This window comes from Pseudoalteromonas sp. ND6B, from assembly GCF_000764215.1.
GTDB lineage: Bacteria > Pseudomonadota > Gammaproteobacteria > Enterobacterales > Alteromonadaceae > Pseudoalteromonas > Pseudoalteromonas tetraodonis.
This window is the reverse complement of record NZ_JQFL01000062.1, coordinates 24742-48375: the sequence shown is the minus strand read 5'-3', so window position 1 is coordinate 48375 and position 23634 is coordinate 24742. Positions and strand designations below refer to the sequence as shown.

Below are 23634 nucleotides of genomic sequence, written 5' to 3'. Positions count from 1 at the left end.
TTTAGCTATTTACTGTAAATAGCTAAACTTTAAGAGTGCTATGCCGATACACAAATAAGATTTAAATTAAAAGCTTATTTATGTTTATTACGCAGATGTTTAAAGCCATTATTACTACTCTTGTGCTTGGCTGTACGTTAATCAGTTTCCAAGCGCTGAGTGCTGAGTATATCGCTCCTCCTCCCTTTTCAAAAAATATTGATGCGGATATCTCTCGCCTAGCCCAAAGTGATGAAGTAAAGCCTATTTTAGCTGGTGATACTGAGTTTTTAACTTTATACAGTGAATATATGAGTGCGGACTTTAGAGGGGTAGTCATACTCATTCCTGATTGGCAATCAACGCCGACAAACAATGCAGGCATGAATTTCTTACGTAAAGAGCTGAATAATCAAGGGTATACTTCTTATGCGATGACAGTTCCTGATATTGATTGGCAAGCAGCTCAAGATGATGCAGCAAAAACGATTAATGATCCTGTGGGCAAAAATAATGAAACAGCCAACGCAAATACTAAGCCAGACACCAGTACACAAAAACAGCCCCATCATGCTGACTATGTTGAACAAGTAAATACTGAAGTGGTAGATAACTATAAATTAAAACTAGTCGCTCGCTACGACGCTTTATACCAACAAGCTGCGATGGAGTCTGAGAATATTGTTGTTATTGCACAAGGCACCAGTGCTGGGGTGTTGTTGGAGCACTACGCTGAATTTTCAGACTCAAAAATAAGCGCCTTCATTAGTTTAAGTAGCTACCTTCCTAATACAAAACGTAATGCAAAGTTAAGCCAAATAACATCCTTGGTCACCCCCGCTTTGTTGGATATTTATTTTGCTACAGACAGTAATGATATCTTAATGAACCTTAAAAACCGTCAGCGTTGGGTTAATCGAAATGCAAAGTTTGATTATCGCCAACGTCAGTTGTTTGGATTACGCGATGCGCCGCAGCAACATGCGCGTCTAAGCAAAGAAATAGACGGGTTTTTACGCCGCCTTTTTTAAATACTCGTAAGCAGCTTGAATATCTTGGCTTTTTTTAACCGCGACTTCCATCATATGCTTAGGTAAACCTTGCGATACGAGCTTATCAGGATGGTGCTGAGCCATGAGCTTACGGTAGGCTAATTTAATATCGCGTTGCGATGCGTCTTTATTTAACCCTAATAAAGCCAACGCCTGCGAACGGTTCATATCATTACTTGGTGGTACATGATGCCCTGAACCTTCGCGGTAGCTGCTACTTTGACTTTGCTGCTGTTTAAAACGCTGTTGTTGCTGCCTAAAGTTAAACTCTGCTTGATAACGTTTTAATACAAAGGCAAAGTGTGCTTTAGACACACCTAGCTGCTTGCTTACTTCTTGTAATAATTGCTTTTCTTGTGCGGCAAGCACGCCATCAGAAAACGCCATTTGAATTTGAATTTCTAAAAATAACTGCAGTAAATCGTAACGTTTAGCAAAACGTTCTTTAAAGTCATAAACCGTGTCTTTGAGAGAAAAGTCGCTGTCTTTACCCGATTGAAACGCCTGCTGCGCTTCACGGCGCTCTTCGCCTTTTAAGCCCATTTCATCCATAAACAGCGTCGCTGCTTTAATGTGGGTTTCGCTAACACGGCCATTCGACTTGGCAATATGTCCCATTACCGCAAAGCAACTCGAAAAAAACAACGCTTGGCGTTCGTTAACATCATCGCCTTTAAAAAGGTTAGAAAAGCCGCCAGCTTTATCAAAGTCTTTTTTTAGGCTTTTATCAAACATATGGCCTAGGTATAAGCCTAAAATGGCACCAAATATTTTGCCAAACATAAAACCAAAACAGAAACCGAGAATTTTTCCCCACATTTTAAAACTTACCTCTAATGTTTTATATTTAGCTTATGGCGCTAGTTGTTGGTTAAGAGCCGATAAGCGCTCTGGTGTGCCTACATCGTCCCATTGGCCAATATAGAGTTCAGTGGAGACTAAATGTTCATTTAATTTTTCACGTAGCAAAGGGCCTAATGGCCGAATGCCTGGGGCTAGCCCCTCAAAAAAATCAGCTTGATAGCGCCCTATCCCTGAAAAGGTATACCGCTGGCTACTTGTCGGTAAGTGGCTCAGTATAAAGTCGCCATCAGGATTATGCGCAGGGTTTTCAACCAATACAATGTGCGCCTCTTTAGGCTGTAAATGTAGCTGCATTAATGCACTGACATCATAGTCGCTGTAAACATCGCCATTGATCACAATAAATGACTCCCCTAATAAGGGAAGTGCTTGAATAATACCGCCTGCGGTTTCAAGCCCGCCCGTCACTTCTTGGCTATAGGTTATAGTCACGCCCCACGCGCGCCCATCTGCAAAATAGGTTTTTATTTTATCTCCTTGCCACGCAAGGTTAATTATTATTTGAGTAATACCTGCAGCCTTTAGGCGCATAATATGATGCTCAATCAGTGGTTTTCCCGCTACACATAACATAGGCTTAGGTAACTCTGCGGTGAGCGGCATCATACGTTTACCGCGCCCAGCGGCTAATATCATCGCCTTCATGGTTGTTCCTCTTTTAACCGCTGTTGCACCTTTGGCACCACGCTAGTTTTTATCAAAGCCGATAAGTCGCTAAGCTCAGGGTATTGTGCCGCCACCTCTATTACGTATTCAAGTGTAGGGAGTATATTTGCTAAGTAACCTTGTTTACCATCACGCAAATATAAACGACAAAAAATACCCGCCGCTTTTAAATGGCGTTGTAAACCCGTTAAATCAAACCAATATTTAAATTCTGCAAATGACTCGTTAGTTATTAAACCTTGGCGTTTAAATTCGTCGTAACCAAACTCAAGTAAATGATTCAGCTCGTCTTTAGGCAATTTAAAGTAGCAGTCTCTTAAAAGTGAGACTAAGTCGTAACATAATGGGCCTTGTACCGCGTCTTGATAATCAATAATCGCCCATTGCTGCTCGCAGCGCATAATGTTACGACTGTGATAATCCCGGTGCATTGTGACTGTAGGTTGCTCAAGCAGTGTATTTATTAGCAGCGCTGTGCTTGTTTGCCAAGTCTGTTGCTGCTCAGCGCTGAGCTCTGCGCTAATAAAATCATTAACCAGCCAATTTTTAAAAATATCCAGTTCAAGTGCAATAAAATCACGGTCATACGGATTCATTGACGGCGCGGCTGGAGTTTTTGCCCACTTGGCACTTAAACTGATCAGTTGCTGGTAATACTCGCTGCGATTCGCATCATCAAGCAAGTCAGCTAAATGGGTGCTACCTAAATCACTTAGAATAAAAAAACCTTGCTGCTCGTCGCTATTAATAATACGTGGTAATAAAAACCCCTGCTCAGAAAACACCTTGTTTAATGCAATATAAGGGACGTTGTTAACTTTTTTTGGATCGGAGTCCATCACAATAAAGTTTTTATTTTCAGCGTTTAACCTATAATAACGGCGAAAACTGGCATCGGCGGTTATTGCATTAAGCGCATAGGATCGCTCACTAAAGTGAGTATTAATAAACTGTTGTAAACTCTCAAAGCGTGTCATTTTATAAGCTATCTATTTTTCACTAATTACTTTGCCATTGTTTTCCTTTATTATGTATAGCTTGTAACTAATCACAGAGCATAAAGGTCGATAAATGAGCAAAACCTGGGGCATTTTGATGCTAAGCGTACTGAGCGCACCATCGCTTGCCGAAACTGAACTGACACACAATTTTTGTGGCACTTCAATGCAAACCAGAGCTTGGCAACCGCTTGCTGGCCTTGAGCTTGGAACGGTTGATATCAGCGCTGATGACGTTGAGCTTTTAGGCACACAAAGCGCTGAATTTACTGGCAATGTTGATATTAACACCGTTAACATGAGTTTGTCCGCACAATCAGCACTGATTGATAAACAACGTGGCCTACTTAATGCCACTGGCCCAATTACCTATCGCGATTATGTAAGCCACGTACAAAGTTCGGGCTTAAATGCCGATTTAAATAACTCAGCATTTAGTTTATTAGGCGCACAATACAGCCTAACACAACAACAAGGCAAAGGCGGCGCGGAAAAGCTCACCATCGATAAGTCTGGCTTAATGCTGATGAATGCAAGCTTTACTGCGTGCCCAGGTAATACGCCTGTGTGGGCTATTGAAGCCGATGAAATAAACTTATCACGTGAAGAAGGCTGGGGCGAAACCTACAATGCCGTGCTACGTATTTTAGATACGCCAGTACTCTATTTACCTTATTTTACTTTCCCACTCGATGAGCGCCGTAAGTCAGGCTTATTAACGCCCAGCTTTTCAAGTTCAGATCGCTATGGGTTAGAAACGATTACGCCTTATTATTGGAATATTGCCCCTAATTATGATGCCACTATTACCCCGCGTTATATGTCACGTAAGGGGCTACAATTACAAACTGAATTTAGATATTTAACCCCAGAGCACCAAGGTTTAGTGGCTGTAGAATATTTAAATCAAGATGACTCAGAGCCTGAGCTTAACGAGCGTTTTTTGTTTCATTGGCAACAAAAAAGTTATATTGGTGAAGACTGGCGAGCCAGTATTGATATTACCAATGTTAGTGATGACAACTACCTAACTGATTTAAACTCCGCTTATGCCAGTAAAACCGATACGCAGCTTTATCGTACCGGCTCGCTAACCCATATGGGCGAAATGTGGCGTACTGATATAAAAGTGCAAAACTTTGAAGTACTCGGTGACCACTTAGAATCATACACGGCGTTACCACAAATTAGCTTTACCCAAACCACCCCGTGGAAAATTGATTATTTCGATTTTAGTGTTTCAGGCGAGCTGAGCCATTTTACTAACAGCTCTGCGGTAATTGACCAAGCCACTCGTGTGCATATAGAGCCTAAAGCACGCTTTGATTACAAAGAGTATGCATGGTCGTTTTTATCTGAAGTGAGCTTATTGCAAACTAACTATAAACAAGACGGTGATTTACAGGGTACACAGTATAGCGATAATGTTTCGCGTACTTTGCCAAAAGTGCGCTTATATTCTCAGCTTAACTTTGAGCGCGACACCTCAATTTTTATCGACGATGGTATTCAAACTCTAGAGCCACAAATTCAGTATTTATATACGCCTAATAAAGATCAGTCTGACATTGGCTTATACGATACCACCAAGTTACAAGATGACTTTTTTGGTTTATTCAGGGATGCGCGTTTTTCAAGTGTTGACCGAATTGCCGCAGCTAATCAATTTACGCTCGGGGCTACAACGCGTTTATTTGATAAGAAAAATGAAGAAGTATTTAACTTCAGCGCAGGCCAAATATTTTATTTAAGTGATTCAGCCAAGCCTACAGAGCAAGGGCTTAATAGCGATAGTAACTACAATGCCTTGTTTGCAGCGCAAACCATGTTACATTGGCACCGCCGCTGGTATTTATCGGGTGGTATTCAGTACGACACGGATGGCAAGCAAATTATCCAGTCAAATTTAACCTTAGACTACAAAGGTGACGATAATCAGCTGGTTCAATTGAACCATCGCTATGCAAATGATGTCTCAGGAAATACAATCGAGCAAGCGGGCTTATTTACAAGCATCCCTATCAGTGACGAGTGGCAATTTATTGCAAGTTACCATCGCGATCTTGATAATAACCGCAGTATTGAAGTATTTAGTGGATTACAGTATGAATCGTGCTGTTGGGCGTTCCAAATTACTGGCCATCGCCAAATTGAAACTGATTTAAATCAGTCAATTGGGCAACCCCAAGCCACTTTTGATTCGAGTATTCGTTTGAATTTTGTATTAAAAGGGCTTGGTAGTAAAAGCCGTTACGATGCTCAAAAATTATTACAACAAGGTATTTTTGGTTATCGTAGGCCGTATTTTCTTAATGACTAAACTGCTTTATTTATAGTAAAAATTTACAAATAACTATATCAATTTAGCCGTATTTAGCATTACAACAGTACTATTAGTAAGAGTAGTAAAAAGAATATGAATTTAAAAAAATTATTAACATCAGCAGTTTTAACGTTCAGCTTATGCCAAAGTGCATTTGCCGCCCCTGTCGAAATAGATAAAGTAATTGGTATTGTAAACCAAGGCGTTATTTTAAAAAGTGAAGTAGACACCATTGTTGATCGCGTAAAAAAACAAGCAGAAGAACAAAACCAACAGCTGCCAAAAGACGAAACACTGCGTGTTCAGGCGATTGAGCGTTTAGTAAATCAAACCTTGATGATGCAGATGGCTGAGCGTATGGGCTTAGAAATTTCAGATAGCCAGCTTGACCAAACCCTTGCCAACATGGCTAAAGAGCAAGGCGGTACAATTGCTGATTTGCGTCGTACTATTGAAGCGTCGGGTGAGAGCTTTCAAGCTTACCGCGAAGAAATTCGTAAAGAGATAACCACGCAACAAGTTACGCGTGCAAACGTAGACCGCCGTATATATGTAAGCGACCAAGAAATTGATAACTTACTAAAAATTATGGATAGCCAAGGACAAAATGCCGAAGAATATGATATTGGTCATATTCTTATCGATATTCCAAGTGGTGCAAGTGCAGACGACGTAAGCTCAGCAAAAACACGCGCAGACAAAGTTATTGAACTGCTGCAAGATGGCCAAGAATTTAAGCGTATTGCCATTTCATCATCAAGTGGCTCAAAGGCCCTTGAGGGCGGCCAATTAGGCTGGATGGGTATTAACGAAATGCCATCGTTATTTGCAGAAGCTGTAAAAGGTAAAAAGAAAGATGCGATTATTGGTCCACTTCGTTCCGGTGCGGGTTTCCACATCATTAAAGTACAAGACGTACGTGGCCGCCAAGTAGTTGAAACCACCGAAGTTAAATCTCGTCATATTCTTATTAAGCCTTCAATCATTTTAAGTGAAGAAAAAGCACGCACTATGCTAGCAGGCTTTGTTAAAGATTTACGCGCCGGCGATGCTGACTTTGCAGAACTTGCTAAAGAATACTCACAAGACCCCGGTTCAGCACTTAAAGGTGGTCAATACGATTGGACTGATCCAACCACCTACGTGCCTGCGTTTAGAGATACGTTACTATCACTTGATAAAAACGAAATCAGCGAACCATTTAGAAGTCAATTTGGCTGGCACATTGTGCAGTTACTAGATAAACGTGTTGCAGATAAGACCGAGCAAGCTAAACGTAATCGTGCACATGGCATGTTGTTTAATCGTAAATTTAAAGAAGAAAGCTTTAACTGGCAGCAAGAAATGCGCGAACAAGCCCATGTTGAAATTTTCCCAATAGACGAATAATTATGACCTTAAGAATTGCGGTAACCCCCGGAGAACCTGCAGGCATTGGCCCTGACTTGCTATTAAAACTGGCACAGCACAGCTGGGATGCACAGCTAGTAGCAATTGCAGATGCATCGCTACTAAAACAACGCGCTAAACATTTAGGTTTAAACATTAAGTTAATTGAATTTGATGAAAGCGCCGAAGCCATGCCTACAGCGGCTGGCAGCTTATATATAAAACAGATTGATTTAGCCGAGTCAGTTGAACTGGGTGTGCTAAATGACGCAAACGGTCAATACGTACTAGATACACTGCGTATCGCCAGTGAGAAGAATATGGACGGCACTTTTGATGCCGTTGTTACTGGCCCTGTTCATAAAGGTATTATTAACCAAGCCGGTATTTCTTTTAGTGGCCACACTGAGTACTTTGCTCAACAGTCGGGCACCGCTGATGTTGTTATGTTATTGGCTACCGAAGGGCTGCGAGTTGCATTAGTAACAACGCATATCCCGCTTGCTTATGTTGCTCGTGCTATTACCCAAGAGCGACTGGTTAAAGTGGCTAATATTCTTAATCATGACTTAAAAACCAAGTTTGGTATTGAGCAACCGCGTATTTTAGTCTGTGGCTTAAACCCGCACGCTGGTGAAGATGGCCATTTAGGCCGCGAAGAAATCGACACGATAACGCCTACACTTGACATACTAAGAGCTGAAGGGATGAACTTAATCGGTCCTTTACCAGCAGATACATTATTTCAAGATAAATACCTAAATGAAGCCGATGCAGTACTGGCTATGTATCACGATCAGGGATTACCTGTGCTAAAATACAAAGGATTTGGTAAGTCAGTGAATATAACTCTTGGCCTTCCATTTATCCGCACTTCAGTCGACCACGGTACTGCGCTTGATTTAGCCGGTACAGGCGATGCTGATGTTGGCAGTTTTGAATTAGCGATCCGCGAAGCAATTAAGCTCGCCCATGAAAAAGCACAGAATCAATGACCGATAAAGTACACTTAGGACACCGCGCCCGTAAACGTTTTGGCCAAAACTTTTTATTCGATGAGTCAATCATTGACAAAATCGTCACCGCTATCGATCCTAAACCGCAAGATAATTTAGTAGAAATTGGCCCAGGTCTAGGCGCTATTACCGAGCCTGTTGCCGATTTAAGTGGCCATTTAACGGTTGTTGAGCTAGATAAAGATTTAGCCCAGCGTTTAATTGAACACCCATTTTTAGGGCCAAAATTAACCGTAAACCAAGGCGATGCAATGAAGTTTGATTTTGCAAGCCTGGTTAAAGATGACAAAAAGCTAAAAGTATTCGGCAACCTGCCGTACAACATTTCAACGCCTTTGTTGTTTCACCTGTTTGAATTTGCCGATCATATTGAGCACATGCACTTTATGCTGCAAAAAGAAGTGGTAAAGCGCATGGTAGCAGGCCCAGGTAGTAAAACCTTTGGTCGCTTGAGTGTGATGACTCAGTATTATTGTCATGCGATGCCTGTGGTAGAGGTACCGCCTGAGTGCTTTAAACCGGCACCTAAAGTCGATTCTGCGGTTATTCGCTTAATCCCTAAAAAGGCACAGCAGCGCACCGCTAAAAGCGTTAAAATATTAAACACCGTTTGTTTAGAAGCGTTTAATCAGCGCCGTAAAACGTTGCGTAACAGCCTTGGCAACCTTCTAACCGCTGACGAATTAACCAGCATTGGCATTGATATTACTTTGCGTGCTGAGAGCCTGTCGTTACAACAATTTATTGATATAGCTAACTGGATTTATGACAACAAGCAGTAATATAGGATCACCTGTAAAGGTATCTATTGAAACGTTTTATGTAGAAGAGCAATCGCAACCTGAACTAGATAAGTTTGTGTTCGCCTACTCCGTTACTATAAAAAACCACAGTTTATGCAGTGCAAAGCTACTTAGCCGTTATTGGCTAATTACTGATGCCAATGGCAAAGAAGTAGAAGTGCAAGGCGAAGGTGTGGTGGGTGAAACCCCAGATATAGCCCCAGGTGAAAGCTACAAATATACCAGTGGTGCAATAATAGATACACCGGTAGGCACCATGCAGGGACATTACACTTTACGTAACGAGTTTGGTGCTGAATTTAAAGCACCCATAAACGTATTCCGCTTAGCCTGCCCTAATATCCTACACTGATAAAAACAGGTAACAATGGCCGACTACGCAATAGGTGATTTACAAGGCTGCTTTGACGAATTTAGTTTATTATTAAAGCAAGTCGACTTTAACCCTAGCAAAGATCACTTATATTTAGTGGGTGATATTGTCGCTCGCGGCCCAGACTCTAAAGCGTGCCTTGATTATATTTATCAACATCAAGACAGCGTTAGCGTCACATTAGGCAATCATGACTTACACATGATTGCCTGTTATTTAAACAACGTTACACCTAACCCCAAAGACAAACTCACTGCACTGTTTAACAGTAGTAAACTGCCCCACTACATCGCGTTTTTACAAACTCAGCCTTTAGCGCTTTATTTAGAACAATATAATTGTTTTATCTCTCATGCAGGCCTTAACCCTGATTGGTCGTGCGAGCAAGCCATTAAGCACGCTCAATTTGCGCAGCAATGCTATGGTGCTGATAACGCTAAGTTCTTCTTAAAAAACATGTATCAGCCTCACCCGCTAAAATGGACGGAGCAACTTGATGATGCTGCTAAATTTCGTTACATCGTTAATTATTTCACTCGCATGCGCTTTATTACGCCTGATAATTTGCTCGATTTTAATGCAAAAGAAGCAACAACAAATTCATCATCACTAATTCCTTGGTTTTCTCACCCTGCCATTATGAACGCTCAACATGACCTAATTTTTGGACACTGGGCAGCACTTGAAGGCAAAACGCCCTACAACCACCTTTATGCTCTAGACACGGGTTGCGTATGGGGTGGCTCAATGACACTAATAGAACTGCAAAGTAAGCAAAAATTTTCAGAAAAATCACAACTTTTGTCTAAATAAACTGAAAAAAGTTAATACATCTGTTAAGTTTAAGAGTGGATGTTAAATTGTATAATTACAAAACATTCACAATAATGTGTAAAAAATAGCAATGCTCTTATAATTGAGTTAAACATAGACAGTAAACGAGTGTTATTGCCTACATTATTTTTTATCTTTAATAAAAGACTTAGTTTGTAATTAAGTTTTGCGGTAAATTTAGCAACTAACTATTAACAGTAAAAATTAATTATTTTTAATTACTTAACTTATTGTTGAAAGCGCCGATAAGTTTTAATAGACGTATTTTTGAATGGAAAACCATATGAATCTAACAGTGAGTCAACGTATTTGGGGTGGTTTTATATTTATCACTTTATTACTTTTAATTATTGGCGGTAACTCTTTAATAAAAATAGCAAATATAGATCGTTCAACTCAAAAAGTTAATCAGCTATCGCTTCCTGCATTAAACAAGAGCGCTCAGTTACAAGCTGAATTTATTTTGATGAGTAAAGCCGCTCAAGCTAGTTTCCATATAACATCGGCTCAAGAACTCGCCACGTTAAAAGCGCAAATAGAAGAGCAAAAACAAATATTTAATAAATTGCACCGCGAACTACAACAAGTTGTTAAAGACGATCCACAGTTAAACAAAAGCAGCCTTGAAGTTGAAAAAACCTACCAGAGCTTTTCAAATATCATAAACAGCCTGCTTAAAGATAAAAACACCCAGCTAGTGCTTAACAAAAAGCTCAAAGCTCAATTAGAAACCGTTGAGCTTGCGGCAGAAGATGCAAACTCTATGGTGCTTGATATTATTGATATTGATGATTTAGAGGATAATCACCCACGCGCTTATCAAGCAGCTAATAATCTAGAAAATAACTTTATGTCCGTGGTTACCAGCAGCACCGACATGCTAACCGTTAAAACGCTTAACACGCTCGATATTATCAAAAACGAGCAAGTGTATTACTTTGAAGAAGTCGTTCGTACCGTTTCATTAATAAAGCCGGCGATAGAGCAAAGTCACAGCAGCTTGTTTAATGACTTAAAGGGTTATGTAGATACCCTAGAGAGCAATATTTTAGGTAACGATAGCCTTTCAGCTAATAAAAAACGCCTTATTGACGCAATAAGCACAACCGAGCGTGAATTAGCAGAGTCTGAAAAAGCGACTAAAACAGCGCTTAGCCAAATTGACGAATTAGTATTACAAGCCAGTGGCGTTGCATTTACATTACAAGAAGGCGTACGTAGTGACGTAAACTCAGCTAATTTATGGACATGGATAGGTATGATCATTGCGACTATTATCGCTGTGCTTGTAGCCATCATTACGGTTAACCGTATTACTAAGCCATTAGCGGAAGTAAATCGTATTCTAGATATTGTTGCCAGTGGTGATATGACTCAACGCTTAGATGACAGCGCAAAAGATGAATTTGGTGAGTTATCGAAAAGTTGTAATACCTTAATTGATAGCTTACGTAGCTTAATCACCGGTATTATTTCACGTTCAACACAACTTGCAGCTGCTTCTGAGCAAACCTCAACAATTACCGGTGAATCAAGCAAAGCAATCAGTAATCAGCAAGCGCAAGTAGAGCAAGCAGCAACCGCAACCACTGAAATGAGCAGCACATCACAAACAGTGAGTAATAGTGCACAACAAGCACTGAGCGAAATTAAAAATGCCGATAAAGAAGCGGAGCGTGTTAAAGGCATTTCAAATCAAAACAAAGCAACCATTGAACAACTCGCTTACGAAGTCGATGAAGCATCAAGTGTTATTAATAAACTACACAAAGATAGCGCATCAATTGGTAGTATTTTAGACGTTATTCGTGGCATTGCAGAACAAACTAACTTACTTGCACTTAATGCGGCCATCGAGGCAGCGCGTGCCGGAGAATACGGTAGAGGGTTTGCCGTGGTAGCTGATGAAGTAAGATCACTTGCAAGTAAAACGCAAGAGTCGACCCAAGAAATTCAATCTATGATTGAATCACTACAGTCTGGCGCTGAAGAAGCAGTTAAAGCCATGGAAAAAGGTAAAGAACGTGCTGTTTCGTGTGTTGAACAAAGTGATTTAGCCAATAGTGCGCTGGATTCAATTACCCTTGCGGTATCACAAGCGCACAATGTCAGTGAAGAGATATCAACAGCAGCACAAGAGCAACAACAAGTATCACAAGAGATCAGTGAACGCTTAGAATCTATTGTTGCTATTGCCGAGCAAACAGCAGAAGGTGCTGTACAAACTAATATTTCAAGTTCAGAAGTGGCTAAGTTAGCCGAAGAACTAAGAATATCAGTAGAGAACTTTAAAGTATAAATATCGCACTGTAAGTAGCCCTAGGGCTACTTACAGCTCACACCCTAGTAAGTCATAGTAAAACACCCACTTCCTCATTAGGTATGCTTACACGCCCCACAATCTCACTCTAAATACACAACACTCAACTGCTTAGTCTGTAAAGTCATTTAATGCCCATACTCCTTATGTTTTCTTTGGTTATACCCATTCGCTTAATTAAGTGGTCTATTTTGAGGATGAAAAAACGTGTTGATAGCAAGGAAAAAAATTTGCTATTTAGTTGTTCTAAATGAGATTTTTTTAACGCAGATAGCGAAACGTTTAGCCCCGTAAAATAATTAAGTATGATTGCGAATTGGTATTAGATGGACATAATTACGGTAGGTATATTTTCGGTGGCTAATAGAGTGGATTTAAAAACAAAAAACCCAGCATAAGCTGGGTTTTTACATTTCTGAAAGAAAACTAAATTACTTGATTTTAGCTTCTTTGAAAATCACATGTTTACGAGCCTTAGGATCGAACTTTTTGATTTCCATTTTTTCAGGCATGTTACGCTTGTTCTTGTCGGTAGTGTAGAAAAAACCAGTACCAGCAGTTGAAACTAAACGGATCTTATCGCGCATAATTCAGTTCCTTAAACTTTTTCGCCACGAGCACGGATTTCTGTAAGAACCGTGTCAATGCCTTTTTTATCGATAATACGCATACCTTTAGTAGTAGTGCGTAATGTTACAAAACGTTTTTCACTTTCAACCCAAAAACGGTGTGTTTGTAGGTTAGGTAGGAAACGACGTTTAGTCGCGTTTCTCGCGTGTGAACGGTGGTTACCAACCGCTGGACGCTTACCTGTAACTTGACATACTTTAGACATGTCTATATATCTCCAATAACTTCGCTCGAGCTTAATTTTTCCCTAAGGCCATGTATTTGTGCCCTAGAGATAAATCGAAGGGCGCTCTTTATACAGCTTTTACAGGCAAAGATCAAATACTGATCTTATCCAACCAGCTCATGTGTAAATTTTATAGCGGCTAATTATAAAGATCGAATGCCCTTAGGGAAAGTAAAAACTGCATTTAAATTAAACTAATTTGCCAAAACACACTAAACCGCTCATTTTTAGCACATATCTGCGAGCGATAAACTTAAATAAGTCCCCGTTCAGCAAACGAAACACAATTTTCACCACCAATAATAATATGATCCAACACATTTATGTCGACTAATTGCAGTGCTTGGCACAATTTATTGGTAATTAACTTATCGGCCTGACTCGGTTCTGCAATACCACTGGGGTGATTATGTGAGAAAATAACCGCTGCCGCATTATTTTTTAACGCTGCTTTGACTACTTCACGGGGATACACACTGGCTGCGTTAATCGTACCATAAAATAAGATTTCATCTTTCAATAAACGATTTTGGCTATCAAGATACAACACCATAAACACCTCCTGCTGCAGCCCTCGCATTTGCAAGGTTAAATAGTCGTATACAGCTTGAGGGGAGTTAAAAACGGCATCGCGAACAAAGCCTTCTTGCATATAGCGTTGACTCAGTTCAAGTACCGCTTGTAGCTGTACATATTTAGCTGTTCCTAGCCCTTTTTGCGCACAAAATTCATCTATGCTGGCATTAAACAAATTATGCAGGGTTTTATTTTCATTGAGCAGGTGCTGTGCCAGCTCTATCGCATTCATACCGGGTAAACCAGTACGTAAAAATATAGCCAATAGTTCAGCATCAGAGAGTGCCTTTGCGCCTTTTTCTAGCAGCTTTTCTCGCGGTCTGAGTGAATTAGGCAGAGAGGTTAATTGCATCGTTCATCCTTGAAAGCGGTCAGTATCATATAACTGTAATGCAAAATTAAAAATTAGCGCGATAAAACGCATTTTATCTTAGCTGTCACGCTCAAGATTTGTTATTTTAGCCAGCATATTTTATAAAATTGATGAACAACCATGATTAATTTAACAAATAAAAAAATAGTGCTGGGAATTAGCGGTGGAATTGCAGCCTATAAATGTGCCGAACTCGTAAGACGTTTAAAAGACCATGGTTGTGACGTTAAAGTTGTAATGACTGAATCAGCAAAGCATTTTATTACCCCGCTAACGATGCAAGCAGTCAGTGGTGAAATGGTGTCTGACTCATTACTCGACCCATCAGCAGAAGCTGCAATGGGACATATTGAATTTGCCAAATGGGCTGATTTAATTTTAGTTGCCCCTGCCACCAGCAATATTATTGCAAAAATGGCCGCAGGCATTGCTGATGACCTACTCACTACGTTATTGCTCGCAACCCCTGCAAAAGTAGCCATAGCGCCGGCAATGAATCAGCAAATGTACGCACACCTTGCAACGCAAGCTAATATAGCCACTTTAAAGGCGCGTGGCGTTGCTGTTTGGGGACCTGGTAAGGGTGAGCAAGCCTGTGGTGATGTAGGTGCAGGGCGAATGCTTGAACCGCATGAATTAGTGAGTTTATGCACTGAACCTGCGCAACCACAACTCTTAGCGGGTAAAACCATTACTATTACCGCAGGTCCAACCCGAGAACCTCTCGATCCGGTGCGTTTTATATCAAACCACAGCTCAGGAAAAATGGGCTATGCACTAGCACAAGCTGCTTTATCATTTGGCGCACAAGTTAACTTAATTTCAGGCCCGGTAACCATTACCGCACCGCAAGGGGTTAATTTAATTAATATAGAAAGTGCTGAGCAACTATTGCAAGAGTCACTCAATTACGCTCCTCAATCAGACGCCTTTATTGGCTGCGCTGCTGTAGCCGATTACCGTGCAGCAAATATCGCCACACAAAAGATGAAAAAACAAGGTGATGAACTCACTCTTAGCTTAGTTAAGAACCCAGACGTTATAGCAGCGGTGGCAAACCTTACACAAAGCCGCCCTTACACTGTCGGCTTTGCAGCAGAAACGCAAAATGTTGCTAATTACGCTAAAGGGAAACTAGCCAATAAAAACCTCGATATGATTTGTGCTAACGACGTATCGCAAAGTGATTTGGGCTTTAATTCAGAGCGTAACGCACTCACTCTTTACTGGCAAAATGAACAACTCGATTTACCTGAGACCAGCAAAACAGAAATAGCTATCAAAGTGATCGAACAGCTTGCCAAACGATTATAAAAAGGCTGGAAACAAACTGAATAAAACATTAACATGATGACGCCTTGTGACCTTTTAGTGTAATTTTATCTCGCTAATATAGTTTAATGCTTGCGCAGTACCAGAGCTTCACCGTAACACGTGAAAATACCGCCTCACTGGTTACTGCCTGTAGCAGCACTAGGCCGGTAGCTGTGTTATCGCACATTGATGTAGAAAAAATAACTATTAAAAAAGGAATGTTCATGCCTGCGACAAAAAAAAGTAATCGCAAAGAGCAAATACTGCAAGCACTCGCACAAATGTTAGAAACCAGCCCAGGCCAGCGAATTACAACAGCCAAACTTGCCGCAGAAGTTGGCGTTTCTGAAGCGGCTCTTTATCGTCATTTTCCTAGCAAAGCGCGAATGTTTGAAGGGTTAATTGAATTTATTGAAGACACCCTGCTATCACGTATTAATCTTATTTTAGATAACGAAAAAGAAAGCAAAGCACGCGTATATAACACCCTATTACTGCTGCTAACATTTGCTGAGAAAAACCCTGGCATTACTCGTATATTAACAGGCGACGCCCTACAAGGTGAGCAGGAACGACTTCGCGAACGTGTACAAGGCTTATTTGAAAAGCTAGAAACCCAATTCAAACAAATTCTTAGAGAGCGTAAGCTACGTGAAGGTAAAAACTTCCAAAGCGATGAGTTAACCCTAGCTAACTTTCTGCTTGCCTACGTTGAAGGTAAAATGAATCAGTTTGTGCGCAGTAATTTTAGTGCTCGCCCAAGTGAACAATTTGAAAAACAATGGCCAGAATTACAAAAAATTTGGTTATAAGGTTTTAGGTTTTAGGTTTTAGGTAATATGATAATCTTGCTAGCAAGGTTATTAAATTAAACTCTTTAACCTTCGCCTATCACTAAGTCCACATAAACTCTGTGTTCTTTTTATAAATTAGACTTAAAAATAAATTTGAACACAGAGCAGAAAGTAAAAAAATTAAAAACCACAATTAAACGTCCGCTTCCCTAACTTTTTACGGATACATAGCACCTCGCATCCCGTAGCCCGAAAGTTTTACCTTTTACCTTTTACCTTTTACCTTTTACCTTTTACCTTTTACCATTCATTTTTAACCTCTCATCTCTGCCCTGCTACCACTTATCGTATCTACTCGAATTGTTATTAAAACTCGTTACAATAAAATAATGTTAAAAAACGAGAATCTATAATGAAAACACAACTCACTCTTATAGGCAGCGCACTTATTGCAAGCTTAACGAGCGCCAGTGCCTTAGCAAATAAGCCACTAGAATTTAAAGATGTATTTGATTTTAAATCTGCAAAAGGTACGCAGCTCTCTGAAAATGGTCAAATTCTCTCTTTTAGTGCAACCCCTTATCGCGGCAATGCCACAGGGCAAGTCTACTCGCTAAATAACAACAAGCTTATTGCTGAAGTAGAGCGAGGCACTCGCCCTACAATTAACAAAATGGCGAACTGGGTTGCATTCACTCAAGTGCCTACCCTACTTGAAAAAGAAACCACAAAGAAAAAAAGTGACTTAAAAAACAATTTAGTATTAGTGAATACCCAAACTGGTGAGCAACAACGTTTTAATGACGTAAAAGACTACGTACTTGCTAATAACGGCCAATGGCTTGCCTATCGCAAAAATGAAAGCACCGACGCGGATGATAAAACCTCCGACAACAATAGCGCTATCACTGCTGACAAAAAAGATAAAAGCTACCCGCTGGTTATCATCAACTTAAATGATAAGCGCACCCATACTCTTGAAAGTGCCTTCACCTATGATATTAGCGCCACCAGCGATCAGCTATTAGTGAGCCAAAGCTATGTGGATGGTAACAATAATCAAATTACTTTGTTTTCACTCGATGACTTCACCAGCACGGCATTAATTGATGAGCCGGGTGTGGTTGCCAGCAAAATAGCTTGGCATCCAATCAATAAGAGTGTTGCATTTACCTTAGGTAACTATGTGAACGATGATAAGCGCCGCCGCCAGTACGAATTAACGCTTTGGCAAAACGAGACGCTTACCACTGTGCATTCACCTAACCCAGAATGGTTAATGGGTAAAACCGCGACATTAACGTGGGCCGAAGATGGTACACGCTTGTACTTTGAAAACCGCCCAAAACTTGCTGAAAAAGTTAAACAAAAGGAATATACCGATGAGTCGTCACTGTATGACTTTGAGGTTATTCGCGACCAAAAAGGGTTAAATGTATGGCACAACAACGATGCGCAAATTAAACCTCGCGAAGAGCAGCAATGGAATGAAAATAATAAAAATCGACATTACACGGCGGTATACCATGTAAACTCGCAACAAGTTGTGCAGTTAAGCACACCAAATATGCCTGAGGTCGCACTTAATACTGAACGCGCGGATTCATTATTAGGTTACTCAAATTTAGCTCATCTTGAAAAAGTAATGTATGGCGGTTTTTTTGCTGACTACTTTGCTGTTGATATAAAAACGGGTAAACAAACCCCTATTATTAACGACTACCCATTTAGACCAAGCCTTGCGCCTAATGGTCAGTTTGCTGCTTACTTTGATAATAACCAAGTACAGCTTAAAAACTTAGGCAATAACAAAGTGAGCGTACTCAGCAAAGCAGTTAACGCCACCTTTGCCGATGACAAACACGATTACCCATCTAAGCAGCCTGGCTATGGCTTTGCTGGCTGGCTTAACGATAGCAGCGAAATACTGGTTTATAGCAAATACGATATTTGGTCGTTTAATGTAAATACCAAGCAAGCCAAACGCTTAACTAATGGTAAACAAAGTAATACTCAGTACAGAGTGATCACACTTGATAAAAGCCAAGTGGGCTTTAACAGTAAGGATACGCTGCTGCTCTCTGCAATTAACTTACAAAGTAAGCAAAGAGAAGTTGCTAAACTTAATTTAACAACGCTTAACGTTACTAAAGTACTCACAGGCAATAAACGCTTTGATGTAATTAAAAAAGCCAAAAATGCCGATAAATACTTATTTACTGAGCAAACCTATCAGCAATTCCCTGATATTTACCAAACTGACTTTAGCTTTAATAAGCCACAAAAGGTCACGAACTTAAATCCACAAGTTAATAACTTCGCGTGGGGCCAAGAACCTGAACTTATAAGCTATAAAGGCTTTGATGGAGAAGATTTAAAAGGGGTATTAATCAAACCGGCGGGCTACAAAAAAGGCGATAAAGTACCGGTTGTGGTGTACTTTTACCGCTATATGAGCCAGCGTATGTACGACTTCCCTAAAATGGAATTAAATCATCGCCCTAACTTCCCAATGTTTACATCAAATGGCTACGCCATCTTTTTACCTGATATTCGCTTTGAAATAGGTCACCCAGGTAAGTCGTCAACGCAAACCATGATCAACGCCACCCAAAAGCTGATTGATTTAGGCATTGCCGATCCTAATAAAATAGGGTTACAAGGCCACTCATGGGCGGGTTATCAAAGCGCGTTTATGATCACCGAAACTGATATGTTTAAAGCTGTGGTATCGGGTGCGCCAGTGTCTAACATGACCAGCGCCTACAGTGGCATTCGCTTAAAATCAGGGCTTGCTCGCCAATTTCAGTATGAAACAGGGCAAAGCCGTATTGGTAAAAGCTTATTTGAAGCCCCAGAGCTTTATATTGAAAACTCGCCAGTCTTTTTTGCCGATAAAGTAAATACCCCTATTCTGATTATGTTTGGCGACAAAGATGATGCTGTGCCATGGCATGAAGGCGTACAATATTATTTAGCGCTGCGCCGTGCGGGTAAAGACGCCACATTTTTACAATATGAAGGTGAACCGCATCACTTAAAGCAATTCCCTAATCAGGTAGATTTCTCCGTACGCATGATGCAGTACTTTGATCATTACTTAAAAGGCAAGCCAGCCGCTAAGTGGATGAACGAAGGTGAAGCGTTTGTAGAAGAATAACCCCTCTCTCGAAGCTAAAAACCCCATACACTGATAGGCTATGGGGTTTTTAGCTTTTAACATCAAATAATTTACCAACCAAAACTTAGACCAAAATCTTCATAGCAAACATTGAGCTTTCGTTTGAACACAAAAATACGCTATTTTTTATAAATATTTATTTGTAGAGTGATTTTACTCAGCACTATAATAAAGCTGGGTTATAGGTAATAATCAATAAAAATATAAAAACTAAAGAGAAGTGGAGAATGCTAGATTTTTGGTACAAAGGGCTACCACAGTATCCAAAAGATCATAAAGATTTTTGGCGCACACGCTTAATCGCTCATTCATTATTAACAGCAACCTGCTACTTTTTAATTTTAACTCTACTCAATTTGTTCTACTTTGATAGCTACGATATTGCAGCCATTGACGCATTTGGCTTGCTTATAACACTAGCAATTTATCTTTGGTTTAGTAAAACGGCGAATGTGCATGCTGCAGCATGGGCAGTCACTATTATGGTAGCTAGTTTAATAATGACATTTGTTGTCTCTGTAGGTGGCCTTGCCCACTCTTTATTTTGGGCAACACTTATCCCTCCTTTTGCATTTTTTCTCGTCGGCAGAAATTGGGGGAGCATCTTTAGCGGCATTGCCTTTTGTATTTGCGCTTATTTAACTTATAAACAACAGCAGCTAACTGTGACTATAGGTCTGGGCTCTTTATTTAATATCATAGAGGTCTGTATTGCCCATATCTTAATCTTCAGGTTTTATGAAAAAACTCGCTTTTCTGCTTATGACCATTTAACAATGCGCAATATAGAAATCCAACACCTTGCTGAAACAGATAAACTGACAGGGCTTTTTAATAGGCAAAAATTTGATTACGAGCTATCACAACTAATAACCAACTCTAAAAAAATAAAAACCACTAACTGTTTACTTATTTGTGATATCGATCACTTTAAAAAAATTAACGACACTCATGGTCATATAGTAGGTGACCGTGTTTTAAGTGAATTTGCAAATATAGTTAAAAGCAAAATGCCAGGTCATTCAGTAATAGCGCGCTGGGGCGGTGAAGAGTTTTCAATTATTTTACCCAACACCTCCTTAACCGAGGCCATAGCGCAGGCAAATCAACTAAAAGAATGTATTTACGCTGTTCCCATTGCCAACATTCCACTAACTATAAGTATAGGGCTAGCATTAATCCATCCTAACGATTCGGTTCTTAGCGTATTAGAACGTGCAGATAGCGCGCTATACAAAGCTAAAAACAATGGTCGTAATTCAGTGTATTTTAGAGACATTGAACTAACAATAGCAACTTCATAGAGCCCTTTATAGTTGAGTGAGATACCCAATTAATTAATAAACACTCACAAAACCAACCATAAAGAACTACTAAAAAAATAAAAGGGCATACTAAAAAACCATCAAAACTGACTTTTATGCTTAGTTCGCGTATTCTAACGCCCTGATTTACATAACCTCTATCCTCTATAACGAAATGAGCAATACCACTCCCCCATTTTCGATTTCAGCCAGTATGACTCACAGCATTGCAAATATTAGTGAAGCTTTAGGTAAAATCAGTGCCTTATATTCACCAGCAACCCTTGAGCACTATAAGCAACAAAAACTCACCTCTGTACAAATGAAAAACCCTGAGTTTCAATACACAGCATCTGACTTATCAAACCCAGACAACTTGTTATGCTTACATCGCAGCTTAATGAAAGATCAAAGTGAAAAGTCAGGCAGTTATAGGCAGCAAAGTCTAGCATTAAAAAGTGGTTTGCAAATGGCACCACAAGCAATGAGAGTACCACAAATGGTAGAGGAGTTATTTGCGTGGTTTAAAACAACCGCGCATCACCCTTTAATCAGTAGTGCAGTATGTCATTATGAATTACAGTTTATTCAACCTTTTGCACAGGGTAATACTGAAATAGCGTGTGTGTGGCAAACTAAGCAATTATCGCAGTGGCATACGCTATTTTCATTGCTAAACATTCATAACCTAATCGCGACAACACGCCAACAATACGTTGAAAGCATTAACCTAAGTACCAAAATCGGTGACTCATCCGTGTTTATCGAGTACATGTTAGAGACATTACTTTCAGCATTAAACGTTTTAAAAAGTGATTTAAAATCAATAACAAAAAACCAAACCCCACAACAAGCCCCTCAAGTTGAAGAGACTTTAGATATAAATCTGCAAGCCCCCCAAGTCATCGCTTTAATCAATGTATTTAACCAAAGCGAAAGGCCGTTAAACCGACAAGAGCTACAAAATCAGCTAGGATTAAAAGATCGAAAACATTTTAGAGAGCGCTACTTAAAGCCTGCGATTGAGGCAGGCATAATCGAAATGACCATTCCCGAAAAACCGAATAGCAAAATGCAGCAATATAGACTTAAAAATTAGAAATAAAAATGCCACTTCAGAGCTAAAGTGGCAGGTTTAATAAGCTGTGGTGAGCTATTTTTTTATGCGTATTGCCCAGCGGCGAATCCACAGCTCCATGCGTATTGAAAATTATAACCTCCAAGCCAACCCGTTACATCGGTTACTTCGCCAATAAAATATAAACCTTTGGCTTTTTTAGCCTCAAATGTTTTTGAGCTTAGCTCGTCGGTATCTACACCACCTAAAGTCACTTCTGCGGTTCTGTAACCTTCGGTACCATTTGGCTTAATTTGCCACGCATGAATATAGTCAGCGAGTGCATCTATTTGGCCATGCGTTAGCTGGTTAATATTGCAATCAGGAATAGCTTTACTGTCATGGAGTATTTCAACAAAACGCTTAGGTAGGATAGTGGCAAGGCTATTTTTTAACGATTTTTGCGCTTGCGTTTCTCGCCAGTCAGCTAACTGTTGCTTTAAATCGAGTTCAGGTAGTAAATTGATCGTTACCGCCTGACCTGCTCGCCAAAATGAGCTTATTTGTAATATGGCAGGCCCGGATAAGCCGCGATGAGTAAATAAAATATTCTCTTTAAATACAGTGCCATCTTCGCTTGTAACTTCACAAGAAATACTAATACCCGAAAGCCCTTCAAAACGGTCTTTATCGTGTTGATGTAAGGTAAAGGGAACTAAAGCAGCCATCGTCGGCAAAACCTTTAAACCAAATTGGTCTGCAATTTTATAACCTATTGGCGTAGCACCAAGCTTAGGCATAGTTAAACCACCAGATGCAACGACTAACGACTCACAAGTAAGTGTTTCTTGCTCAGTTGTGACACTGTAACCCATTGCTGTTTTAGCAACATTTAACACTTCGTTACGTAGTTTAATAGTAACACCCGCCCACTCACACTCGGTAAGTAAAATATCAACAATGTCCTGTGCGCTATTGTCACAGAATAATTGCCCCAATGTTTTATGGTGATACGCCAAACCATGTCGGTCTACAAGCTCTACAAAGTCATGCTGCGTATAACGACTTAAGCACGATTTTACAAAATGAGGATTTGCGCATAAATAGTTATTAGGGCTCGCATTTTCGTTAGTAAAGTTACAACGCCCGCCGCCACTAATTAAAATTTTACGTCCTGGCTTTTTACCCATATCAAGCACTGTAACGCTTCGGCCGCGATACCCTGCTTGCGCTGCACACATTAAACCTGCTGCACCTGCACCGATCACAATTACATCAACGTGAGTCATTTAGTTATCTCTTAAAAACTTTGGTGGATTATAACAAAGTTTCGATAATAACCAGATAGTTGTTACATTGTTTTTAATTTATCAACAAAGGCCAATTAATGATAAAAAACACCGAAAAAATCTAATACATTAGGATCGCAACAAATAAAAAATTAAATACAAAACAATTGAAAGCTCACTGAATACGCGGTTATAACTAAATGAAATAGATACATGCGTATTTAATATTTCAAAATGGTTAACAGATCATTTACCTTTGTACCCGCTTTGTGG

20 protein-coding genes are annotated in these 23634 nt (G+C 40.0%); 13 read left to right on the top strand and 7 right to left on the bottom strand.

Annotated elements, in window-relative coordinates:
• Positions 1–80: 80 nt before the first annotated feature.
• Positions 81–1010 (top strand): DUF3530 family protein, encoded by a 930-nt coding sequence (locus ND6B_RS04515; protein WP_033103987.1) that lies wholly within the window; start codon positions 81–83, stop codon positions 1008–1010.
• On the opposite strand, the gene djlA is transcribed toward ND6B_RS04515, so the two are convergent.
• Genes djlA through ND6B_RS04530 form a run of 3 tightly spaced genes read right to left on the bottom strand, consistent with a single transcriptional unit; the run spans position 993 to position 3538 of the window.
• Entirely contained in the window at positions 993–1850 is an 858-nt protein-coding gene (djlA, locus tag ND6B_RS04520; protein WP_033103986.1) for a co-chaperone DjlA, read from the bottom strand. The two genes, ND6B_RS04515 and djlA, sit on opposite strands and share 18 nt — an antisense overlap.
• A 33-nt stretch (positions 1851–1883) precedes the next feature.
• On the bottom strand, positions 1884–2540 hold the full coding sequence (murU, locus tag ND6B_RS04525; protein WP_033103985.1) for an N-acetylmuramate alpha-1-phosphate uridylyltransferase MurU: 657 nt from the start codon (positions 2538–2540) through the stop codon (positions 1884–1886).
• The gene (locus ND6B_RS04530) at positions 2537–3538 is read right to left on the bottom strand and encodes an aminoglycoside phosphotransferase family protein (RefSeq protein ID WP_033103984.1); all 1002 of its coding nucleotides are present in this window, start codon (positions 3536–3538) and stop codon (positions 2537–2539) included. Before ND6B_RS04530 ends, murU begins: the two co-directional genes overlap by 4 nt.
• Positions 3539–3632: 94 nt before the next feature.
• Between ND6B_RS04530 and lptD the strand changes: the two genes are divergently transcribed.
• The 7 genes from lptD (at position 3633) to ND6B_RS04565 (ending at position 12596) form a co-directional block, all read left to right on the top strand.
• Positions 3633–5879, top strand: a complete 2247-nt coding sequence (gene lptD, locus ND6B_RS04535; protein WP_033103983.1) for an LPS assembly protein LptD — start codon at positions 3633–3635, stop codon at positions 5877–5879.
• Between the two features lie 96 nt (positions 5880–5975).
• Entirely contained in the window at positions 5976–7271 is a 1296-nt protein-coding gene (surA, locus tag ND6B_RS04540) for a peptidylprolyl isomerase SurA (protein ID WP_008464120.1), read from the top strand.
• A 2-nt stretch (positions 7272–7273) separates the two neighbouring features.
• Positions 7274–8266 (top strand): 4-hydroxythreonine-4-phosphate dehydrogenase PdxA, encoded by a 993-nt coding sequence (gene pdxA, locus ND6B_RS04545; protein ID WP_033103982.1) that lies wholly within the window; start codon positions 7274–7276, stop codon positions 8264–8266.
• Entirely contained in the window at positions 8263–9069 is an 807-nt protein-coding gene (rsmA, locus tag ND6B_RS04550) for a 16S rRNA (adenine(1518)-N(6)/adenine(1519)-N(6))-dimethyltransferase RsmA (protein ID WP_008113221.1), read from the top strand. Before pdxA ends, rsmA begins: the two co-directional genes overlap by 4 nt.
• A complete protein-coding gene (apaG, locus tag ND6B_RS04555; protein ID WP_033103981.1) occupies positions 9053–9442 on the top strand; it encodes a Co2+/Mg2+ efflux protein ApaG in 390 nt (129 codons plus the stop codon). Before rsmA ends, apaG begins: the two co-directional genes overlap by 17 nt.
• Positions 9443–9457: 15 nt before the next feature.
• The gene (locus ND6B_RS04560; RefSeq protein ID WP_033103980.1) at positions 9458–10276 is read left to right on the top strand and encodes a symmetrical bis(5'-nucleosyl)-tetraphosphatase; all 819 of its coding nucleotides are present in this window, start codon (positions 9458–9460) and stop codon (positions 10274–10276) included.
• Between the two features lie 304 nt (positions 10277–10580).
• Positions 10581–12596: a methyl-accepting chemotaxis protein gene (locus tag ND6B_RS04565; protein ID WP_033103979.1), complete on the top strand. Its 2016-nt coding sequence runs from the start codon at positions 10581–10583 to the stop codon at positions 12594–12596.
• Positions 12597–13048: 452 nt separating this feature from the next.
• Here the strand turns inward: ND6B_RS04565 and rpmG are convergent, their stop codons facing one another.
• The 3 genes from rpmG to radC form a co-directional block, all read right to left on the bottom strand.
• The gene (rpmG, locus tag ND6B_RS04570) at positions 13049–13204 is read right to left on the bottom strand and encodes a 50S ribosomal protein L33 (RefSeq protein ID WP_004587947.1); all 156 of its coding nucleotides are present in this window, start codon (positions 13202–13204) and stop codon (positions 13049–13051) included.
• Between the two features lie 11 nt (positions 13205–13215).
• A complete protein-coding gene (rpmB, locus tag ND6B_RS04575) occupies positions 13216–13452 on the bottom strand; it encodes a 50S ribosomal protein L28 (protein ID WP_008464111.1) in 237 nt (78 codons plus the stop codon).
• Between the two features lie 274 nt (positions 13453–13726).
• The gene (radC, locus tag ND6B_RS04580) at positions 13727–14401 is read right to left on the bottom strand and encodes a RadC family protein (RefSeq protein ID WP_008464109.1); all 675 of its coding nucleotides are present in this window, start codon (positions 14399–14401) and stop codon (positions 13727–13729) included.
• A gap of 141 nt (positions 14402–14542) precedes the next feature.
• Between radC and coaBC the strand changes: the two genes are divergently transcribed.
• The 5 genes from coaBC (at position 14543) to ND6B_RS04605 (ending at position 22114) form a co-directional block, all read left to right on the top strand.
• A complete protein-coding gene (gene coaBC, locus ND6B_RS04585; RefSeq protein WP_033103978.1) occupies positions 14543–15736 on the top strand; it encodes a bifunctional phosphopantothenoylcysteine decarboxylase/phosphopantothenate--cysteine ligase CoaBC in 1194 nt (397 codons plus the stop codon).
• Positions 15737–15960: 224 nt separating this feature from the next.
• A complete protein-coding gene (slmA, locus tag ND6B_RS04590) occupies positions 15961–16548 on the top strand; it encodes a nucleoid occlusion factor SlmA (protein WP_008113236.1) in 588 nt (195 codons plus the stop codon).
• A 394-nt stretch (positions 16549–16942) separates the two neighbouring features.
• On the top strand, positions 16943–19690 hold the full coding sequence (locus tag ND6B_RS04595) for a S9 family peptidase (protein WP_033103977.1): 2748 nt from the start codon (positions 16943–16945) through the stop codon (positions 19688–19690).
• Between the two features lie 248 nt (positions 19691–19938).
• Positions 19939–21015 carry a GGDEF domain-containing protein gene (locus tag ND6B_RS04600; protein ID WP_033103976.1) on the top strand — a complete coding sequence of 359 codons (1077 nt, stop codon included), beginning with the start codon at positions 19939–19941 and terminating at the stop codon, positions 21013–21015.
• 175 nt (positions 21016–21190) lie between these two features.
• The gene (locus ND6B_RS04605) at positions 21191–22114 is read left to right on the top strand and encodes a Fic family protein (protein ID WP_051686706.1); all 924 of its coding nucleotides are present in this window, start codon (positions 21191–21193) and stop codon (positions 22112–22114) included.
• A gap of 62 nt (positions 22115–22176) precedes the next feature.
• Here ND6B_RS04605 and ND6B_RS04610 read toward each other — a convergent pair whose 3' ends face one another.
• Positions 22177–23361: an NAD(P)/FAD-dependent oxidoreductase gene (locus ND6B_RS04610; protein ID WP_008113243.1), complete on the bottom strand. Its 1185-nt coding sequence runs from the start codon at positions 23359–23361 to the stop codon at positions 22177–22179.
• Positions 23362–23634: the final 273 nt, after the last annotated feature.

Coding starts and splice junctions, on each gene's coding strand:
- ND6B_RS04605 (WP_051686706.1), top strand. CDS start 21,191: ATGAGCAATACCACTCCCCCATTTTCGATTTCAGCCAGTATGACTCAC.
- djlA (WP_033103986.1), bottom strand. CDS start 1,850: ATGTGGGGAAAAATTCTCGGTTTCTGTTTTGGTTTTATGTTTGGCAAA.
- ND6B_RS04560 (WP_033103980.1), top strand. CDS start 9,458: ATGGCCGACTACGCAATAGGTGATTTACAAGGCTGCTTTGACGAATTT.
- rpmG (WP_004587947.1), bottom strand. CDS start 13,204: ATGCGCGATAAGATCCGTTTAGTTTCAACTGCTGGTACTGGTTTTTTC.
- lptD (WP_033103983.1), top strand. CDS start 3,633: ATGAGCAAAACCTGGGGCATTTTGATGCTAAGCGTACTGAGCGCACCA.
- pdxA (WP_033103982.1), top strand. CDS start 7,274: ATGACCTTAAGAATTGCGGTAACCCCCGGAGAACCTGCAGGCATTGGC.
- apaG (WP_033103981.1), top strand. CDS start 9,053: ATGACAACAAGCAGTAATATAGGATCACCTGTAAAGGTATCTATTGAA.
- ND6B_RS04565 (WP_033103979.1), top strand. CDS start 10,581: ATGAATCTAACAGTGAGTCAACGTATTTGGGGTGGTTTTATATTTATC.
- ND6B_RS04600 (WP_033103976.1), top strand. CDS start 19,939: ATGCTAGATTTTTGGTACAAAGGGCTACCACAGTATCCAAAAGATCAT.
- surA (WP_008464120.1), top strand. CDS start 5,976: ATGAATTTAAAAAAATTATTAACATCAGCAGTTTTAACGTTCAGCTTA.
- ND6B_RS04595 (WP_033103977.1), top strand. CDS start 16,943: ATGAAAACACAACTCACTCTTATAGGCAGCGCACTTATTGCAAGCTTA.
- rsmA (WP_008113221.1), top strand. CDS start 8,263: ATGACCGATAAAGTACACTTAGGACACCGCGCCCGTAAACGTTTTGGC.
- slmA (WP_008113236.1), top strand. CDS start 15,961: ATGCCTGCGACAAAAAAAAGTAATCGCAAAGAGCAAATACTGCAAGCA.
- rpmB (WP_008464111.1), bottom strand. CDS start 13,452: ATGTCTAAAGTATGTCAAGTTACAGGTAAGCGTCCAGCGGTTGGTAAC.
- ND6B_RS04610 (WP_008113243.1), bottom strand. CDS start 23,361: ATGACTCACGTTGATGTAATTGTGATCGGTGCAGGTGCAGCAGGTTTA.
- murU (WP_033103985.1), bottom strand. CDS start 2,540: ATGAAGGCGATGATATTAGCCGCTGGGCGCGGTAAACGTATGATGCCG.
- radC (WP_008464109.1), bottom strand. CDS start 14,401: ATGCAATTAACCTCTCTGCCTAATTCACTCAGACCGCGAGAAAAGCTG.
- ND6B_RS04515 (WP_033103987.1), top strand. CDS start 81: ATGTTTATTACGCAGATGTTTAAAGCCATTATTACTACTCTTGTGCTT.
- coaBC (WP_033103978.1), top strand. CDS start 14,543: ATGATTAATTTAACAAATAAAAAAATAGTGCTGGGAATTAGCGGTGGA.
- ND6B_RS04530 (WP_033103984.1), bottom strand. CDS start 3,538: ATGACACGCTTTGAGAGTTTACAACAGTTTATTAATACTCACTTTAGT.